Below are 18496 nucleotides of genomic sequence, written 5' to 3' on the forward strand. Positions count from 1 at the left end.
AGCCATAACCTCCTGTTTTACGAAAATACGTGTGTCAGTACGCTTCGGAATTTTTTTATAAACAACAGAATGTCGTCTTCTGTTATCGTCAGTGGTGGCAAGAGCCGAATGACGGAGGGGCCAGCTGTCAGAATCAGTAATTTTTCCTGAATAGCTGCTTGCACGATTTCTCCCGCCGGTACATCCGCCACTTCCATTCCAATCAAGAGCCCCCGCCCGCGAATCGTCTTAATTTGCGGGAATTCCTGTTTCAGCTGTTTTAAATAGGTGATCAATAACATACTTTTCTCGGCACCATTTTGGATAACCGGTGAATGAACTAATTCCGTTACCGTTGCGAGACCAGCTGTTGCTGCCAGTGGGTTGCCGCCGAATGTACTACCATGGCTCCCTGGCTGAAAAGCCTGTGCTATCCCTTTTTTTGCAAGCATGGCACCAATCGGAAATCCGGAACCTAAACCTTTAGCAAGGGTGATGATGTCCGGTTCCAATCCATATTGTTGGTAGGCAAACAACGAACCTGTACGTCCCATGCCAGTTTGCACTTCGTCAATAACAAGCAATATTTGCAGGTCTGTACAAATCTGAACAAGCTCATCAATCCAATCCTGTTCTGCCGGGATGACACCACCTTCCCCTTGCACAAGCTCAAGCATAACCGCAGCAGGCTGTTCCACTTTCAGCCTTGCCAGACTAACCCGATCATTGTAGGGAAAATAGGTAAATCCTTTTAATAAAGGAGCAAAACCGGTCTGAATTTTCCCCTGTCCTGTTGCACTCAGGGTAGCCATTGTACGGCCGTGAAATGACTGGCGGAACGTTACAATATTGGAGCGCTCTGTACTAAACAAGCGGACAAGCTTGATCGCTGCTTCATTCGCTTCTGCACCGCTATTACAGAAAAAGACTTGATCCAGACAACTGTATTCGGTTAGTAATGCTGCCAATTTTTCCTGAGCATCAATGTGATATAAATTGGAACAGTGCCACAGTTCCTCTAGTTGACTGGACACCGCTTCTTTCACTGCCTGCGGAACATGGCCAAGGTTGCAAGTCGCAATCCCTGCAGTAAAATCCAAAAACCTGCAGCCATCCGTATCCCAAACATAACTGCCCTTTCCCTTGGCAACCGTTATGGGAAAACGATTGTACGTCTGCATTAATGATGATTGAATCGTTTTTGCTTCCACCAATTCACACCCTTCCTGCCTCTAAATTAGCTGGTGTTTCTACTGCTTCATCCAATGCAAAAAGTGTCCCTGCGTTTTTCCCGGATACCTGCTTGATCAGACTCTTTTCTTCCTGTCCATTAATGATCGCCACCTTTTGCACCCCTTCTCGTAAACAGTCGATTGCCGCCTGTACTTTCGGAATCATTCCCCCGTAGATTTGACCGGCAGCAATCATTTTTTCTGCTTCGTTAGCGGTTAATTCAGAAATGACGCTGCCGTCTTTGAGTACACCTGGTACGTTTGTAACCATGTATAACGGTGCTTTCAACGCTTTGGCAACTGCTGCCGCTGCCAGGTCAGCATTGATGTTCCAGCGCTGTCCGGTTTCATCAATGGCAACGGGTGATATAACAGGGATTTTTCCTTGTTCCAGAACCATCTTTAGTGGCGTTGTATTAACGGAAACAACCTCCCCAACATAGCCCAGTTGCTGTTTGCTTTGTATAGCGCGTGCCAGAAGCAGCTTTCCATCGACACCACTTAAGCCAAACGCTTCGCCGCCATTTTCTACAATGGCACGAACAAGTTTTTTATTTATGGTGCCGGATAGAACCATCTCTACTACATCAAGAACTTCTTCGGTTGTTATACGCATTCCGTTTACAAATTTCGTTTCGATATTGAGATCCGTGAGCAATGAGGACACCATTGGACCCCCGCCGTGTACGATTACTGGTTGGGCTTGATAGTCCTCGATTAAGGTAATGACTTCCTGGTAAAATGATTCCGGAAGCTGGTCAAGAACACTGCCACCACATTTAATAATCTGATAAGCCACCGTCACCCTCCCCTCAAGTTCGATAGGAAGCATTAATTTTTACATAGTCATAAGATAGGTCACAGCCCCATGCGAACGCTTCCTCACTACCACTGTGCAAATCCACTGTGATCTTGATTTCATCATTCCATTTTAAATAATTGTTCACCAGCTCTTCGTGAAAATGAGTTGGCATACCATGCTGAACAATAGGTATATCCCCAATCGAAACAGCAAGTTTACTTGTCTCAAGCTCTATTCCGCTGTAACCAATCGAACAAATGATTCGGCCCCAGTTAGCATCAGCTCCAAATACCGCTGTTTTCACAAGACTTGAGCCAACAATCGTTTTCCCAATCGCCTTAGCGTCTTCCATACGAGCGGCTCCGGTTACCTGCACCTCGATTAATTTAGTGGCACCTTCCCCGTCTCTAGCAATTTGTTTTGCCAGCGATTGACAGACTTTCGTTAGAGCATCGGTAAACAGCTGAAAATTTCCCTTATCTGCCAATGTTATCGATTGATTGTTGGCTTCCCCGTTGGCCATGATCATAACCGTATCATTCGTACTTGTATCGCCATCAACCGTAATGCAATTAAACGTCTGGTTTACAGCCGACCTTAATGCCACATCCAGGGCAACCGGTTCAATGCTCGCATCTGTCGTTAAAAATGCAAGCATTGTTGCCATATTCGGGTTGATCATGCCAGAACCTTTAGCCGTTCCACCAATTGTTACAAGCTCCCCGTTTAATTCCAGTTGAATACAAACATGTTTCGTATACGTATCGGTTGTCAAAATAGCCTTCGCAAAGCTTTCTTGCTCAGATTCATTCAGATTAATTTGCGCAATTCCCTGTTTGATTTTTTCCATGGACAGCTGCTCTCCGATAACACCAGTTGAGTTAACAGCAACGAGGTGGTCGCTAGTCCCAAGCTTTTGTGCGAATAAATGGCGCATTTGGTATGCATTCGCGACTCCCTGCTCACCAGTACACGCATTCGCAACCCCGGAATTAACGATTAACCCCTGGATTTTCTGTTCTACCGCAATGCTTTCCTTTGTTACCAAAAGTGGAGCGGCCTGAAACAGATTCGTCGTATAAACAGCAGCGGTATGTGCCGGCACCTCCGAATAAAGCCAGCCCAGGTCATGCCGCTTCCGCTTGATACCGCAGTGAACTCCTCCAGCATGGAAACCTTTGGCCGTTAAAATACCACCTTCAGTTACTTCTTGCAATTCCGCTTGTGTCTCCTCCATTACGCCCTCCTTCTATGGATAAACAGGGATGGTGTCAAGTCCTGTCCTTTCATCCCAATTATTTAGTAGATTCATATTTTGAATTGCCTGACCTGCTGCACCTTTTACAAGATTGTCAATGACAGAAACAACAATGACCATATTTGTCCGTTCATCAACCTTAACACCAATATCGCAATAATTTGTGCCATATACTTCCTTTGTTGCTGGCCATGTTTTTTCCGGTCTGACGCGAACGAAATATTCATCTTGATATGCTTCTTTATACAATTGAACAAGATCTGCATCTGCTAATCGTTCTTTAAGCGGTGTGTATATTGTACATAAAATCCCTCTTGTCATTGGTACCAGATGGGCATTAAAGCTGACCTTGATATTCTTGCCGTGCAAATCGGTCAACACTTGTTCTATTTCCGGTGTATGCTGGTGACTTCCGAGATTATATGCTTTTGTATTTTCATTGATTTCGGAAAACAGTGATCCCTGCACTAGTTTCCTCCCGGCTCCGGACACCCCCGTTTTGCCGTCGATAATAATTGTCCCTGTTGTTTCCGTAATACCCTCCTTGATCAAAGGGATTATTCCGAGTAATGCTGCCGTTGGATAACAGCCTGGATTGGCAACGAATGTTTCATCTTTGATGCGCTCACGGAATATCTCTGGTAATCCGTAAACCGCCTGATCCAAAAATTCCGGTTCGGCTGGTGATTTTTTATACCATTGTTCGTATGAGTGCCCTTCTTTTAACCGAAAGTCTCCAGATAGATCGATACAGGGAAGTCCCGCCTTAACGAACGGCGGTGCGATTTCTTTCGTTACTCCTGAAGGTGTTGCGAAAAATAACACATCTACCCGATCGGTAATTTCATTCAAACTTAGCTTCTCTAAAGGCAATTCTAAGATGTTATGTAAGTGTGGATACTGGTCAGTAATCTTTTGTCCCTGAGTCGAATGTGATACGAGTAAATCGAGCGTTACCATTGGATGGTGATGCAACAGTCGAACCAGCTCAACACCCCCATACCCATTCGCTCCAACTATTCCTGCCTTCACCCTGTATTCAGCCCCTTTAAAATGATTGTGTATTATTATAAATAATATAGTATAAATATGCAATAGGTATTTTAAAATAATTTATTTTTTTCAGATAGGGGATAAAAAAACAGCCCACACGTTTCCATAAGTGTGAGCTGTACGCTTGGATAAATGGATTTATAAATAGGTTTTCAGAATACGAGCGTGGGAATGTATAGGACGTGCTCGCTCTTTTCAATTGGTGATTGTCGTGGGTGTTTTATCCGAACTTCAACTGAAACTTATTGTACCGATGCGGGTGTTGTCGCCTGACGTGGCCATCTTGAACAGTCAGTTACCACAGCGTATAAACTTTATAATTTCCATGATAATTATAAAAAACCCCCATCTAATGTAACAATGTGAGCTTTCATCTTTTATAATCATCCAAAAAATCCTTTTGAAAACTGGTACGCGGCTGATCGTTCTGCCCCTGATTTTCCATTTGTTTAAAAGGGTTTTTGCCGTATTTATTCGTTAATTCTTCAATTGCTGTATAGAGTTTTTCTTTCCTTGCCTCTTCTTCATACGTAAATAAATCCAATTGGTGTGCGATATTTTGCTTTCCTTCTACATCTTGAACTGTAATCCCTAGTAAACGAATCGGTTCAAGGTTCCAATGCTTTTGAAATAGTTCATTGGCGACACGAAGAATATCTTCCTTCTTTTCAATGTAGGATTGCAGCTTTTTGCTTCTTGTAATCGTTTTACGGTCATGATAACGAATCATAAGTTGTACACCAAGTCCTGCTGCCTGTTTTCGGTTCATTCTTCGCTCTACATTACTGGCAAGCTGCTCCATTAGTTTTTGAATATCAACCTCGTCCGTCGTATCCTCGGGCAATGTTTGCGAACTGCCAATACTTTTAAATTCGTTCACCGCCTCCGGATCGACTGGTCTTGGATCAATGCCATTTGCCCGATTACGCAGTCGTTCACCATTTATCCCTAACACTTGTTTTAGGTGATAGACATCACGGGAGGCAAGATCACCAATTGTCTTTACATCAATCGCATTCAATTTGCGAGCTGTTTTTTCACCCACACCATACATGTCGCCAACAGGAAGCGGCCATAGCTTTTGTGGCAAATCACGTTTACGGAGAATGGTTATTCCCATCGGTTTTTTCATATCGGACGCCATTTTTGCCAAAAATTTATTTGGCGCGATTCCAATACTGCATGGCAAATCCAATTCATCTTTAATCCGTTTTTGCAGGTTTTCAGCTATTCTGATTGGATTACCAAGCTGTTCGCATTCGGTTATGTCCATATAACCCTCATCGATCGATACCGGCTGCACGAAGGGGGTTATTTCGGCAAGCATTTTAAACATTTCTTGAGAAGCCATTCGATAACGGTCAAAATTCGGGCGCATGATAATTAAAGTTGGGCAAAGTTTCCTTGCCTGCCACAATGTCATGGTCGTTTTGACTCCCCTAGCTCTGGCTTCGTAGCTGCTTGTCACAATAATTCCTTTACGCTCTTCCGGGTTACCGGCAATCGCCAGCGGTTTCCCTTTCAACTTGGGATTATATGCCATTTCAACGGAGGCATAAAAGCAGTTCATATCAATATGAAAAATGACGCGACCTTTTTTCGGATACCAGTGAGACATGTTTAACACCCTTCACGAACGGTTGTTTCTATATTTTATTATAACATAAAAAAGAAAGACCGGATACCAACCAACCCAGTCTCTTTCATTTTTATATAGTTGTTCACCGGTGAACTCGTGTTATTTACTGTCCATTTTTGTTTACTGGCCAAATAAAAGCATTTACTGGCCAACCATTGTCATTCACAAGCCAAAATCCACTGTTTACTGTCCTAGACTATTATTTTGCTGCTTCCTCCACAATTGCGGTGATCAGCTCCGTCACTTTCACAAGCTCATCTACCGGAATCCGTTCATTTGTTGTATGAATCTCTTCATACCCGACAGCCAAGTTTACAGTCGGAATGCCGAACCCAGCTATCACATTGGCATCACTGCCGCCACCGCTTTTTAGCAGCTTGCTTTCGCGGCCAATCACTTTTGCTGCGTTACGGGCAACTTCCACAACTTGATCACCTGCTTTTTGGTTAAAACCAGGGTACATAATCTTCACATCAACCTCAGCACTGCCGCCAAGTCCTTCTGCAGTTGTTTCGAAGGCATCTTTCATTTTAGCTACCTGTGCTTCCATTTTTTCCGGAACAAGCGAGCGTGCTTCTGCTAAAATTTCTACATAATCACAGACAATATTCGTTTGCTGGCCACCTGCGAACCTGCCGATATTCGCGGTTGTTTCCGCATCAATCCGGCCAAGTGGCATCTTAGCTATAGCCTTGGCCGCAAGTGTAATTGCGGAAACACCTTTTTCGGGAGCAACCCCGGCATGTGCCGTTTTTCCCTTGATAACGGTAAAAATTTTCGCTTGTGTCGGCGCAGCAACAATGATATCACCCACAGCCCCGTTACTATCAATCGCATACCCGTATTTTGCTTTAAGCAAGGAAGAATCTAATGCTTTTGCCCCGACCAGGCCTGATTCTTCACCAACTGTGATCACAAATTGAATATCGCCATGCTCGATTTTGTTTTCCTGCAATGTGCGAATTGCCTCCAGAATTGCTGCAAGTCCAGCTTTATCATCTGCACCGAGTATAGTTGTGCCATCCGATACAATATAGCCGTCTTTAATCGATGGTTTAATTCCGTTCCCTGGAACAACCGTATCCATATGTGATGTGAAATAAATGGTATCTGCATCAGCTTTCGTTCCTGCTAAATTACAAATTAAATTACCTGCTCCATGACCGGTTTCTGCTTTACTGTTATCCTCTATAACATCAAGCCCCAAGTCAGTAAATTTTTGCTTTAAAACACCGGCAATTTTCGCCTCCTGTTTTGTCTCTGAGTCAATTTGTACCAATTCCATAAATTCATTGATTAAGCGCTCTTGATTTATTTGAACCATTTGTACTGTAGCTCCTTTTGCTTGAATTTTAATTCCACCATGCCCCGGTGCAAATCCAGTACCATTACTCACGAGGTTGACCTATCGCATCATTTGTTATATCAAAACATCCATTATCCTTCACTTCCGCCTTCCTCTTGGCACAGCTCAAATAGAACGCCGTTCGCTTGCTTCGGATGGAGAAATGCGATTCTGCTGTTATCTGCACCTCGTTTTGCTTCCTCGTTGATTAAGTTGATACCACCATTTTTATATTGTACTAGCCGCTCCTTGATATTATCCACGGCAAGAGCAATATGATGAACTCCTTCCCCTTTTTTATCGATAAACTTTTGGATTATTGATGTGTCATGAAGCGGTTCCAGCAGTTCAAACCGGGTTTCACCAATCGAAAGAAACGCAATCTTTACCCCTTCTGACGCTACCGTCTCAACCGCTTCAAGCTCAAGGCCCAATACATCGGTGTAAAAGGAAATCGTATCATCGATTGACTGTACGGCAATCCCGATATGGGAAATTTTCTTTGGCTTCTTATCCTTGTCACCAAAATATAGCCGGTTAACTGCTATTTCCGATGACGATGTGCAAACAGTCCTCTGTTCTGGAAAACTTTCAACCGTCTTATCCACGGCTTTTTTCTGATCAGGTTGAATCTTGTCTTCAGACATTGTTTGCCACCTCAAATCAAATCTCTTTTTCTGATTACCATATTCATTATTTTTTACACTTGTCCAATCCCGATTTTAACGATAAAATACAAGTAGCATGTTGGAATGAAGGAGGAATTCCGGTGGCTCAGAAACAAATCAACAAGCAAGCGAAACAAGCAGCAAGGAAACGGTCAAAACGTGAAAAACGATTTAAAGCAGTTGTCTACATCATGATACTCGCTATGGTTTTGACATTGTTTACAACAGGATTAGCAATGTTTTTATAATCGGCAAAAGAACCGAAGACTGGATTAGGTAGCAGATTGTTCAGCTCCAGTCTTTTTATTTTTCTTTACATCACTTGTTTTGAACTTCTTTTTTAAAATTAAATAGTCCTCAATTTCATGCAGCAGACGAAAAAGGTTTGCCCTTGTTTCAAATTCCTCTTTCGTAACAGGTAGCGGTTCCTGGTCAAAGGCCTTATGCAGTTCATCCAATTCATCGAGAAACAGAATAGCTGTATTGCCAGGGTGAACAGCATCTGCCAACTTTTCAAAAAAACAAGCAATCTTCTCGGAAATGGTAACTGTATTGGGCAGCCTTGTGACGAGTGGCAGCATTCGTTGAAGCAATGCAAATTGCTTTGTCCGCATCACAAAATAATCAGCGTATGGATGTTTATTTCGTAACAGGTGATTTTCCCTGTCCCGCGCCACTAAATCATTTGCCTCCTGCAGAATTTGTTCTGCCTCCGTCAATTCCTTGCCATCCCACGCTTGATTTTTGTCTCGTATGTATAATGCAATTTCCTGCAAAATTGTTCGGAAATTCTCCTCCAGTTTCTGCTGCTTTATCGTTAATTCATTATCCAAGCTTGGCATATATAAATTTAACAAAAGTCCAGTTCCTACACCAACCAAAATCAACAAAAATTCCTCTATTACAAAAGCAGTGGAAATATGGCCAGCACCATACAATTGTAAGATAATAACGGAACTAGTCGCAATCCCCGGTGAAATTTTTAAAAATACGGTAGTTGGAATGAAAAATGCCAGCATGATTCCAACTGATATTGGATTGTAGCCTATCGTTTCAAAGAACACAAAGGAGAAGACAATGGCCAATGTACAGGCTAAAAAACGGTGCCAAGCACTCAAAACTGACCGTTTTCGTGACGGCTGTATACACAAAATCGTTAAAATTCCAGCAGAAACATAATTTGTTACCCCTAGCAATTGAGCGAGTGTAATAGCAATCGGCGTGCCTATTGCTGTCTTAATTGTCCTATAGCCAATTTTCACTATAAAATCTCCCCTAACAACGATCTGGAACCCAATACGAGAACTGTAAATCAATTGGTCTGATTAAAATGAGGCTGACCCGTTAACCCAGAGACAGCCCCCTTTAAATACGTGGAAAACATTATATTTCTTCGCAATGTTCATCAAAAACATGCTGGAGCTTGCCAATCACGTCCATCGCTGTAAAACCCTCAATATCATGACGTTCCAGCATTGTTACGATCTTGCCATCCTTGAGAAAGGCAAATGATGGTGATGAAGGTGGGTACCCTTCAAAATACTCTCTTGCCTTTTCCGTAGCTTCCCGGTCCTGGCCAGCAAAAACGGTTACTAAGTGATCCGGCCGTTTATCGTAATGAATGGCATTAGCAGCAGCTGGACGAGCAACACCGCCGGCACACCCACAAGTAGAGTTAATCATAACCAAGGTCGTGCCTTTACGGTCAAGCGCTTCTTCTACTTGTTCCGGGCTTTTCAACTCTTCGTAACCAGCTTCGATGATATCTTTGCGTGCTGCATCGACAACATCATTCATGAATAGATTGAAATCCATCTGAACATCCATCCCCTTAATGTAATTTAAGTATAGGTAAATCCTTTTTTAAGCTTATCAATTTTAGTAACAGTTTTCAATTTAAATTGCTTGTGGACAAAGCAATTAATAGATGTTGACTGTTTCTTTGTTGAGATGTTCCAAAATTTCTTTTACCCTCGCAAGAAATTTTCCGCAGATAAGCCCATCGAGAATACGGTGATCCAACGATAACGACAAATTAACCATGTCTCTTGCGGCAAACATATCGTTGATAATCACCGGACGTTTTACAATTGATTCGATTTGCAGGATTGCAGCTTGCGGATAGTTGATTACCCCCATCGAATGAATCGATCCAAATGACCCGGTATTGTTCACCGTAAACGTGCCACCATGCATGTCATCAGACGTTAGTTTACCAGAGCGAGCTTTTGCTGCAAGCTCATAAATGTCTTTCGCAATTCCTTTGATGCTTTTTTCATCAGCATGTTTAATCACAGGTACAAACAATTCCTGATCGTTTGCTACCGCAATGGATAAATGAATATCCTTTTTTTGGATAATTTTATCACCGGCCCAGACACTATTCAATTGCGGGTATTCTTTTAATGCTTGCGCGACTGCTTTCACAAAAAAAGCAAAGAATGTAAGATTATAGCCTTCTTTTTGTTTAAAGTCATTTTTTACTTCGTTACGATAGGAAACAAGGTCTGTCACATCCACCTCGACGGTCATCCAGGCATGAGGGATTTCCTGTTTGGCGCGCACCATGTTTTGGGCAATCACTTTACGAACACCAGTAACCGGAATCTCGATGTCACCAGCTTGTGTCGTTTGCTGGACTGCTTTCATTGGTGCTGTTGTCTGCGGAATCGAATCTTGTCGTTGGTTATCCCGGCCAGGTTCCTCGCTTGCTGCAGGTATTTGCCCGGATGACAGGATTTTTTCAATATCTTTTCTAGTAATGCGCCCGCCTTTACCACTGCCATTTACCTGTGTTAAGTCAATATCATTTTCCTGCGCCATCCGTAATACTGCAGGAGAATAACGCTTTTTCATGGATTGATCGGCATTTGCGCTGCTTTCTTCCTCAGGTTTTTGCGCTTTTTCGTTATTATTTTCACCAGGAGCTTTATCATCAGAAGAACTGTCCTCTGCGTCGATATAACACATCAGTTCACCAACTTCAATCGTGTCCCCTTCCTGGGCAATGAGTTCTTTTATCACACCGGTAAAGGAAGATGGTACTTCTGCATTTACTTTATCGGTCATGACTTCGGCAATTGGATCGTATTTGTTCACTTTATCGCCAATACCTACCAGCCAGGAACTGATCGTACCTTCTGTAACACTTTCACCTAGCTGGGGCATGTTAATCTTCTCCATAGCCATGTGGATCCCTCCTTTATGAATATTAACTATAGCTAAATGCGGTTGTAATTAATGGCGAAACAAGCCAAATCCAGTCTAGCGTCTAGTGAAATGCTTCTTTAGTTAAAATTCCGCTAACTCCCGCATTGCTTTTTCAACTTTATCCGGATTAACCATGAAAAATTTCTCCATAGTTGGTGCATATGGCATTGCAGGTATTTCCGGTCCTGCCAAGCGCTTTATTGGAGCATCCAGATCAAATAAGCAATTTTCAGCTATGATGGCAGCAACCTCGCCGATCACACTGCCTTCCTTATTATCCTCCGTAACTAGCAATACTTTCCCTGTTCTTTGAGCCGCTTCAATGATTGCCTCTTTATCGAGTGGGTAAATTGTCCGCAGATCCAAAATATGTGCATCAATTCCTTCTTCTGCTAATTTTTCTGCTGCTTGCAGGGCAAAATGAACACATAACCCGTACGTAATAATCGTGATATCTGAACCTTCCCGTTTCACGTCAGCCTTACCGATCGGCAGCACATAATCATCTTCGGGAACTTCCCCTTTTAACAGACGATAGGCACGCTTATGTTCAAAAAACAGCACAGGATCATTAGCACGTACAGATGCCTTAAGTAATCCCTTCACATCATATGGAGTTGAAGGCATAACAATTTTTAAACCTGGCTGGTTGGCAAATACAGCTTCTACCGATTGTGAATGATAAAGTGCTCCATGAACACCACCGCCGTACGGGGCGCGAATGGTAATCGGGCAGTCCCAATCATTATTGGAACGATAGCGGATACGCGATGCCTCGGAAATAATCTGGTTTACAGCAGGCATAATAAAATCGGCAAACTGCATTTCCGCAACCGGACGTTTTCCGTACATGGCAGCACCAATCCCAACCCCAGCTATTGCCGATTCAGCTAGCGGTGTATCCAGTACCCTCATATCACCAAACTCATCATATAACCCCTTTGTAGCGCCAAACACACCACCTTTTTTGCCAACATCTTCCCCAAGCACAAATACGTTCTCATCACGGTGCATTTCTTCTTTTAAGGCTGTCGTTACAGCCTGAATATAGGACATTACTGGCAAGATAACTCCCTCCTTCTCTATGCTTCTTCATACACAAATTTCAAGGCCTCTTCCGGCTCTGCATAAGCTGCATTCTCCGCATAATCTGTCGCTTCATTTACAACTTCACTTATATCGTCCTGAATCTCTTTTTCCAATTCCGCAGTTACAATTCCGGCTTCTTTTAAGTAGGCTGCAAACGTTATAATAGAATCCTTTTTCCTTGCTTCCTCTACTTCTTCACTTTCCCGGTATTGACGATCATCGTCATCACTTGAGTGGGCGGTCAGGCGGTATGAAATGGTTTCAATTAATGTTGGGCCATCCCCTTTAATTGCCCGTTCCCGAGCTGTTTTTACCGCCTCGTATACGGCAAGCGGATCGTTTCCATCAACCGTTACGCCTGGCATGCCATACCCCTGGGCGCGATCCGATACTTTTTCACATGCCAATTGACGTTCGATCGGAACAGAAATAGCATATTTATTGTTTTCCACCATGGTAATGACTGGTAATTTGTGGACACCAGCAAAATTTAACCCTTCGTGAAAATCTCCCTGATTGGAGGAACCTTCCCCCAGGGTCACCAATGAGACAATGTTGTTGTTATCCATTTTTGCTGCCAACGCAACACCGACCGCATGTGGCACCTGAGTAGTAACTGGTGATGACCCGGTCAATATTCTGTTTTTCTTTTGGCCGAAGTGACCAGGCATTTGCCGGCCACCTGAATTCGGATCTTGTTTTTTAGCAAAACCGGATAACATTAAATCTTGTGCGGTCATCCCAAAGGAAAGAACAACACCCATATCACGATAATATGGTGCCACATAGTCTTTCTCACGATCAAGTGCAAAAGCTGCACCCACTTGTGCCGCCTCCTGACCTTGGCAGGAAATGACAAATGGGATCTTGCCTGAACGGTTTAACAGCCACATTCTTTCATCAATTTTTCGAGCTAATAACATGGTTTTAAACATGTCTAATACCTGGTTATCTGATAAACCTAATGCTTCATGACGATTAGTTGACATAAAAGGTGCCTCCTTTTTAGTTTCTGCTGTACCATACTCGCTGAAGCCAAACATATCGTATACAATCCAATTTAGGCAAAATACTGTCCTAAATCGAGTATTACCGCAAATACTTCGCCAAATCCAAATTACTGTACAAACTGCTGTGAACAGCCTGCATTCCGAATTTACCCGTGAATTTGCTTCCCATCTACCGCTAGAGCAGCCTCCCCCATCACTTCCGATAATGTCGGATGCGGATGAATGCTTGAGGCAATCTCCCATGGTGTTGCATCAAGCACTTTGGCAATGCCTGCCTCAGTGATCATGTCCGTTACGTGCGGTCCAATCATATGAACTCCCAATAGGTCGTCATTCGTTTTATCGGCAATTATTTTGACAAAGCCTTCTGATTCACCGTAAACTAGCGCCTTGCCAATTGCTTTAAACGGAAATTTACCTATCTTTATTTCCTTGCCTTGTTCTTTCGCCTGCTTTTCAGTTAAACCAACACTGGCAACTTCGGGATTCGAATAAATGCAGGTTGGAATGCTTTCATAATCAATCGGCAGCGGGTTTTGATCAGCCATATGTTCGACTGCGGTAATTCCTTCATGTGAGGCGACATGCGCCAGCTGCATCCCGCCGATACAATCACCAATGGCGTAGATATGGGATTCCTTTGTTTGATAAAATTGATTTGTACGGATTACCCCTTTATCAACCACAATATCGGTATTTTCCAGGCCAATATTCGTCGTATTTGCCTGTCTCCCCACCGAAACCAGCATTTTTTCTGCTGTGAAGTTTTCCTTTTTGCCGGCAATTTCAGCTTCGATACGGATTCCATTATTGATCTTTAACGTATTGTCTAAAACCTTTGCGCTTTTAACAAAGGTGATTCCTTTTTTCCGCAAAAGCTTTTCAACCTCTTTGGCGATTGCTTCATCCTCAGTTGGCAATATTTGTTCCAAGGATTCGACAACCGTAACTGCTACGCCGAAATCGGCAAGCATGGATGCCCATTCGATTCCGATGACGCCACCACCGACAATGATAATCGTTTTCGGCAATGCCTCCATTTGCAATGCCTCATCAGAAGTCATGACGTATGTTCCGTCGATTTCCAGACCGGGTAATGTTCGGGGACTGGAGCCAGTTGCAATCAAAACATTCTTGGGGACGATCATCGTGTTTTCATCGCCGTTTTCGTATTCAACAGAAATGGTTCCAGGCATTGGCGAGAAAATACTTGGTCCTAAAATCCGGCCAAACCCTCGATAAACATCAATTTTCCCCTTTTTCATCAAGCCTTTTACTCCCTGGTGCAGCGAATGGACAATGTTTGTTTTTCTGTCCTGAACTTTGGTAAAATTTAGTGTTGTGTTTTTTGTTTCGACCCCATACAAGTCTGCTTCTTTTGTCTGTTTGAAAACTTCTGCACTACGGAGTAAAGCTTTAGAGGGGATACATCCCCGATGCAAACACGTCCCCCCAAGTAAATCCTTTTCTACTACTGCAACCTTCATCCCAAGCTGTGATGCACGGATGGCCGCAACATAGCCGCCTGTTCCTCCACCGAGAACGGCAAGATCATATTCTTCTGCCATCGATTCTATTCTCCTTTTATCTCGAAATTTTCCGGGTATTGCTTTGCAGTCTCGTTATTGCGTAAAACGCGTAATGTTCCCTCCATTAGCGCCTGCAATTCATTCTCCCCGGGATATACAAGGGTATCAGCAATCCAATTTACCCGAGACGAAATCATTTCAACAAATGTTTTACCATATGCAAGACCACCTGTCAGGACAATCGCATCGACTGAACCCGCTAAGACTGTACTCATCGATCCGATTTCCTTCGCGATCTGATATGCCATTGCGTCATATATTTCCCTTGCTTCTGCATCTCCGTTTTGGATTCGCATTTCTACTTCAACGGCATCATTTGTCTGTAAATAAGCCATTAGACCGCCATGGCCAACAAGCTTTTTCATGATCTCATCAAGATAATACTGTCCGGAGAAACATAATGAAACCAAATCACCTGCTGGAACTCCTCCGGCACGCTCGGGTGAAAAAGGGCCATCCCCGTGCAGTCCATTATTTACATCAATCACCTTTCCATGGTGATGTGCACCAACGGTAATCCCGCCGCCCATATGGGTAATGATCAGATTCATTTGTTCATAGCTCTTCCCCAAATCAGAGGCGCAGCGTCTTGCTACAGCCTTTTGATTCAAAGCATGAAAAATACTCTTTCTCGGTATTTCCGGGATTCCGGAAATTCTGGCAATTTCAGCTAGCTCATCTACGACAACGGGATCAACAATATACGCTGGAATGTTTAGAGATTTAGCTATTTCATGAGCGATGATACCACCAAGGTTTGAGGCATGTTCGCCATAATAGCCTTTTTCCAGGTCGTCGAGCATCGTCTCATTCACCCTGTAAGTACCACCTTCAATTGGCCGGAGCAAACCGCCCCTGCCACAGACCGCACTTAACTTTGATATGTTAATGCCTTCATAATCCAATTGCTCCAGAATAATTTTTTTTCGATACGCATATTGATCAATGATTCGCTTGTATGATGCCAGTTCTTCGGTTCGGTGACGAATTGTTTTTTCAAAAATACATGTTTCATTATCAAATACACCGATTTTAGTTGATGTTGATCCTGGATTTAACACTAATATGCGAAATAACTGCTGCAAGGCTATTGACCTCCGTTATCTACGGCTCAACGTATGATGTCCATTTAATAAAAATTGATTGCGTGACTTGCTGACGGAGGCAATTCTTTCTTCAGCCATCCGATCCGCGGCAACATAGGTTGGGATATTATCACGTTTGGAAATTTCGAATACCTTCAGCAAACTATCGTAAATAGTTTCGACCTTCTTCATTGCCCGGCTTTGGTTGTAACCGTTCAATTCGTCCGCGACATTAATAACCCCACCTGAATTAATGACGTAATCCGGCGCATAAACGATTCCTTTTTCATGAATAATATCGCCATGTTCCGTTGTTTTTAATTGGTTATTCGCAGAACCTGCAATAACTTTCGCTTTCAACTGTGGAATCGTATCATCGTTAATTGTTGCCCCAAGTGCACATGGAGCATAAATGTCACAATCTACACCATAGATATCATCCGGATCGACTGCTTTAGCACCAAACGTCTCAACAGCACGGTTTACAGCTTCTTTATTAATGTCTGTAACGATTAAATTTGCACCTTCTTTATGCAGGTGTTCGCAGACTGCATACGCAACATTTCCTACACCTTGAATAGCGACTGTTTTTCCTGCCAAAGCGTCTGTTCCATATGCGGCCTTTGCCGCTGCCTTCATGCCTTTATAAACCCCATACGCCGTAACAGGTGACGGGTTTCCGGATGAGCCAAACTCGGGAGAAATCCCGGTTACAAAGTCTGTTTCCATGTGAATTAAATCCATATCCTGAACCGTTGTTCCAACATCTTCAGCAGTAATATACCGGCCATTCAGACTTTGAATATAACGGCCAAACGCACGGAACATTTCCGGACTTTTGTCCTTTTTTGGGTCACCGATAATAACTGTTTTTCCGCCCCCAAGATTTAAACCTGCTGCAGCGTTTTTATAAGTCATTCCTCTGGCTAAACGTAATGCATCTTCAATTGCCTCTTCTTCAGAATTGTATGTCCACATCCTCGTGCCGCCAAGTGCAGGCCCTAATGTTGTATCATGAATTGCGATAATCGCCTTCAGTCCTGAATTTTTATCTTGGCAAAAAACCAATTGTTCGTAATCATATTCTTCCATATAAGTAAATATTTCCATGTCTGTTTCCTCCTTTAAAATCCATACAAAAGGCAGCCAAATTGGAAGGTCGCCTATAAACGACACGTCAATAGCCAACGTTCCCCGCCAGCACGTTCTGTGCGTCGCAAGAAAGGCGAGACGACGCAGTAAGAAAAGCGCAAGCGCCCGTTTAGCAACGTACAAACTGGAGCACTCCGCAATGAGATAAAGGAAACATGCCCCTGCAAAAGGGGTATGCCGACGTTGGACGCAAAGTCCGCTTTTAGTCGGCCTTCCTCCTTACCCGAACCGATGTTGACTTATCGTAGTGAAGGAGTGTGAAGTTTGCTAGTTGCTGGGCGCTGGAGCTGGACATGGCCAACTCTGACGCAATCAGAATAGAGCCTAAATTTTTATACTTTCTTTACCTATGAGAAATCGGGGGAAAGCTTCCCCGATTTCATATCGTACGCCGGAAAAGATCCGGCATTCGCCCAGGTGCACAGAAACAAGTAAGGTCCGAGTTTCGCCGCTTGGACAACCTCCTAAAATGTAGTGGAGGCTAATAATGCAAGGGTCAGTGAATATACTTTATTTTCCGCTGTATCTGTCCGGGAAGTTAAGACAATTGGTGCCGATGCACCGCTAATCACTGCTGCTACTTTTGCGCCTGCAAAATACATGAACGATTTATATAAAGCATTACCTGTTTCAATCCCCGGCACAAGTAAAATATCGGCATTTCCTGCAACCTCTGAATGAATTTGTTTATGGTCTGCCGCTATTCTTGATACCGCATTGTCAAATGCTAAAGGACCATCTATCATACACCCTTTAATTTGGCCACGTCGCTGCATCTGTGTTAAGGAAGCCGCATCAATCGTTGCCTGCATTGCCGGATTAACTACTTCCACGGCTGCAAGTGGCGCAACCTTTGGATTAGCTATTCCGATACAATGAGCGACATGAACGCAATTTTGGATAATCTGAACCTTTTCAGGTAACGCTGGGGCGATATTCATTGCTGCGTCGGTTAGGAACAGCAGCTTGTCACGTTCCGGAAATTCAAATAACGCAACATGTGACAATACATTTCCGGAACGCAATCCACACTCTTTGTTTAATACCGCCGTTAATAAATCCTTCGTCGAAATATTTCCTTTCATTAAAATGGACGCTTTTTGCTGGTGTACTGCTCTTACCGCAGCAGCACCCGGATTTTCTGTCTCATCAACGATCGATAGTTGTGGTGACGTTACATTGAGGTCAATGGAGTCTGCCAATGATCTTGTTTTTAGTTCGTCACCAAACAATAAAAAAGAACATAAATCCTCCTCAATTACCTGCTTAATAGCCTTAAGCACATCCACATCCGTTGCATTTGCGACAGCAACTGTCTGCATGCTTTTTCTTTTTGCTTGTTCTTTTAATTCTGCCAGCGTATGCATTATTTCCTCCCTGATGGC

The 18496-nt window shown here is 43.3% G+C and carries 17 protein-coding genes; 1 reads left to right on the plus strand and 16 read right to left on the minus strand.

Annotation, left to right across the window (positions count from 1 at the left end; genetic code table 11):
* Positions 1 to 17: 17 nt before the first annotated feature.
* The 7 genes from CZ382_RS07495 to mce form a co-directional block, all read right to left on the minus strand.
* Entirely contained in the window at positions 18 to 1160 is a 1143-nt protein-coding gene (locus CZ382_RS07495; protein WP_088051005.1) for an aspartate aminotransferase family protein, read from the minus strand.
* 34 nt (positions 1161 to 1194) lie between these two features.
* A complete protein-coding gene (argB, locus tag CZ382_RS07500) occupies positions 1195 to 2010 on the minus strand; it encodes an acetylglutamate kinase (RefSeq protein ID WP_088050569.1) in 816 nt (271 codons plus the stop codon).
* Between the two features lie 13 nt (positions 2011 to 2023).
* Entirely contained in the window at positions 2024 to 3250 is a 1227-nt protein-coding gene (gene argJ / locus CZ382_RS07505) for a bifunctional glutamate N-acetyltransferase/amino-acid acetyltransferase ArgJ (protein WP_088050570.1), read from the minus strand.
* Positions 3251 to 3262: 12 nt separating this feature from the next.
* Positions 3263 to 4303, minus strand: coding sequence for an N-acetyl-gamma-glutamyl-phosphate reductase (argC, locus tag CZ382_RS07510; RefSeq protein WP_088050571.1), 1041 nt, complete (start codon positions 4301 to 4303; stop codon positions 3263 to 3265).
* 391 nt (positions 4304 to 4694) lie between these two features.
* Positions 4695 to 5942, minus strand: coding sequence for a DNA polymerase IV (locus CZ382_RS07515; protein ID WP_088050572.1), 1248 nt, complete (start codon positions 5940 to 5942; stop codon positions 4695 to 4697).
* Positions 5943 to 6162: 220 nt separating this feature from the next.
* Positions 6163 to 7287 carry a M20/M25/M40 family metallo-hydrolase gene (locus CZ382_RS07520; protein ID WP_088051006.1) on the minus strand — a complete coding sequence of 375 codons (1125 nt, stop codon included), beginning with the start codon at positions 7285 to 7287 and terminating at the stop codon, positions 6163 to 6165.
* A 113-nt stretch (positions 7288 to 7400) separates the two neighbouring features.
* Complete coding sequence (mce, locus tag CZ382_RS07525) at positions 7401 to 7955, minus strand: methylmalonyl-CoA epimerase (RefSeq protein ID WP_088050573.1); 555 nt, start codon at positions 7953 to 7955, stop codon at positions 7401 to 7403.
* A gap of 122 nt (positions 7956 to 8077) precedes the next feature.
* Between mce and prli42 the strand changes: the two genes are divergently transcribed.
* Complete coding sequence (gene prli42, locus CZ382_RS24155) at positions 8078 to 8224, plus strand: stressosome-associated protein Prli42 (RefSeq protein WP_088050574.1); 147 nt, start codon at positions 8078 to 8080, stop codon at positions 8222 to 8224.
* Positions 8225 to 8248: 24 nt separating this feature from the next.
* Here the strand turns inward: prli42 and CZ382_RS07535 are convergent, their stop codons facing one another.
* From CZ382_RS07535 to yqiS, 9 genes are all read right to left on the minus strand, one after another.
* A complete protein-coding gene (locus tag CZ382_RS07535; protein ID WP_188724748.1) occupies positions 8249 to 9238 on the minus strand; it encodes an aromatic acid exporter family protein in 990 nt (329 codons plus the stop codon).
* 121 nt (positions 9239 to 9359) lie between these two features.
* Positions 9360 to 9791, minus strand: coding sequence for a BrxA/BrxB family bacilliredoxin (locus CZ382_RS07540; RefSeq protein WP_088050575.1), 432 nt, complete (start codon positions 9789 to 9791; stop codon positions 9360 to 9362).
* A gap of 105 nt (positions 9792 to 9896) precedes the next feature.
* Positions 9897 to 11165: a dihydrolipoamide acetyltransferase family protein gene (locus CZ382_RS07545; protein ID WP_088050576.1), complete on the minus strand. Its 1269-nt coding sequence runs from the start codon at positions 11163 to 11165 to the stop codon at positions 9897 to 9899.
* Positions 11166 to 11267: 102 nt separating this feature from the next.
* Positions 11268 to 12251, minus strand: a complete 984-nt coding sequence (locus CZ382_RS07550) for an alpha-ketoacid dehydrogenase subunit beta (protein WP_088050577.1) — start codon at positions 12249 to 12251, stop codon at positions 11268 to 11270.
* Between the two features lie 17 nt (positions 12252 to 12268).
* Positions 12269 to 13264: a thiamine pyrophosphate-dependent dehydrogenase E1 component subunit alpha gene (locus CZ382_RS07555; protein WP_088050578.1), complete on the minus strand. Its 996-nt coding sequence runs from the start codon at positions 13262 to 13264 to the stop codon at positions 12269 to 12271.
* Positions 13265 to 13431: 167 nt separating this feature from the next.
* On the minus strand, positions 13432 to 14853 hold the full coding sequence (gene lpdA, locus CZ382_RS07560; protein ID WP_088050579.1) for a dihydrolipoyl dehydrogenase: 1422 nt from the start codon (positions 14851 to 14853) through the stop codon (positions 13432 to 13434).
* A gap of 5 nt (positions 14854 to 14858) precedes the next feature.
* Entirely contained in the window at positions 14859 to 15959 is a 1101-nt protein-coding gene (gene buk, locus CZ382_RS07565) for a butyrate kinase (protein WP_088050580.1), read from the minus strand.
* A 15-nt stretch (positions 15960 to 15974) separates the two neighbouring features.
* Positions 15975 to 17069 (minus strand): branched-chain amino acid dehydrogenase, encoded by a 1095-nt coding sequence (gene bcd, locus CZ382_RS07570; protein WP_088050581.1) that lies wholly within the window; start codon positions 17067 to 17069, stop codon positions 15975 to 15977.
* Between the two features lie 506 nt (positions 17070 to 17575).
* Positions 17576 to 18478, minus strand: coding sequence for a phosphate butyryltransferase (gene yqiS / locus CZ382_RS07575; protein ID WP_088050582.1), 903 nt, complete (start codon positions 18476 to 18478; stop codon positions 17576 to 17578).
* Positions 18479 to 18496: the final 18 nt, after the last annotated feature.

Source organism: Virgibacillus dakarensis, from assembly GCF_900155625.1.
Taxonomy (GTDB): domain Bacteria; phylum Bacillota; class Bacilli; order Bacillales; family Amphibacillaceae; genus Lentibacillus_C; species Lentibacillus_C populi.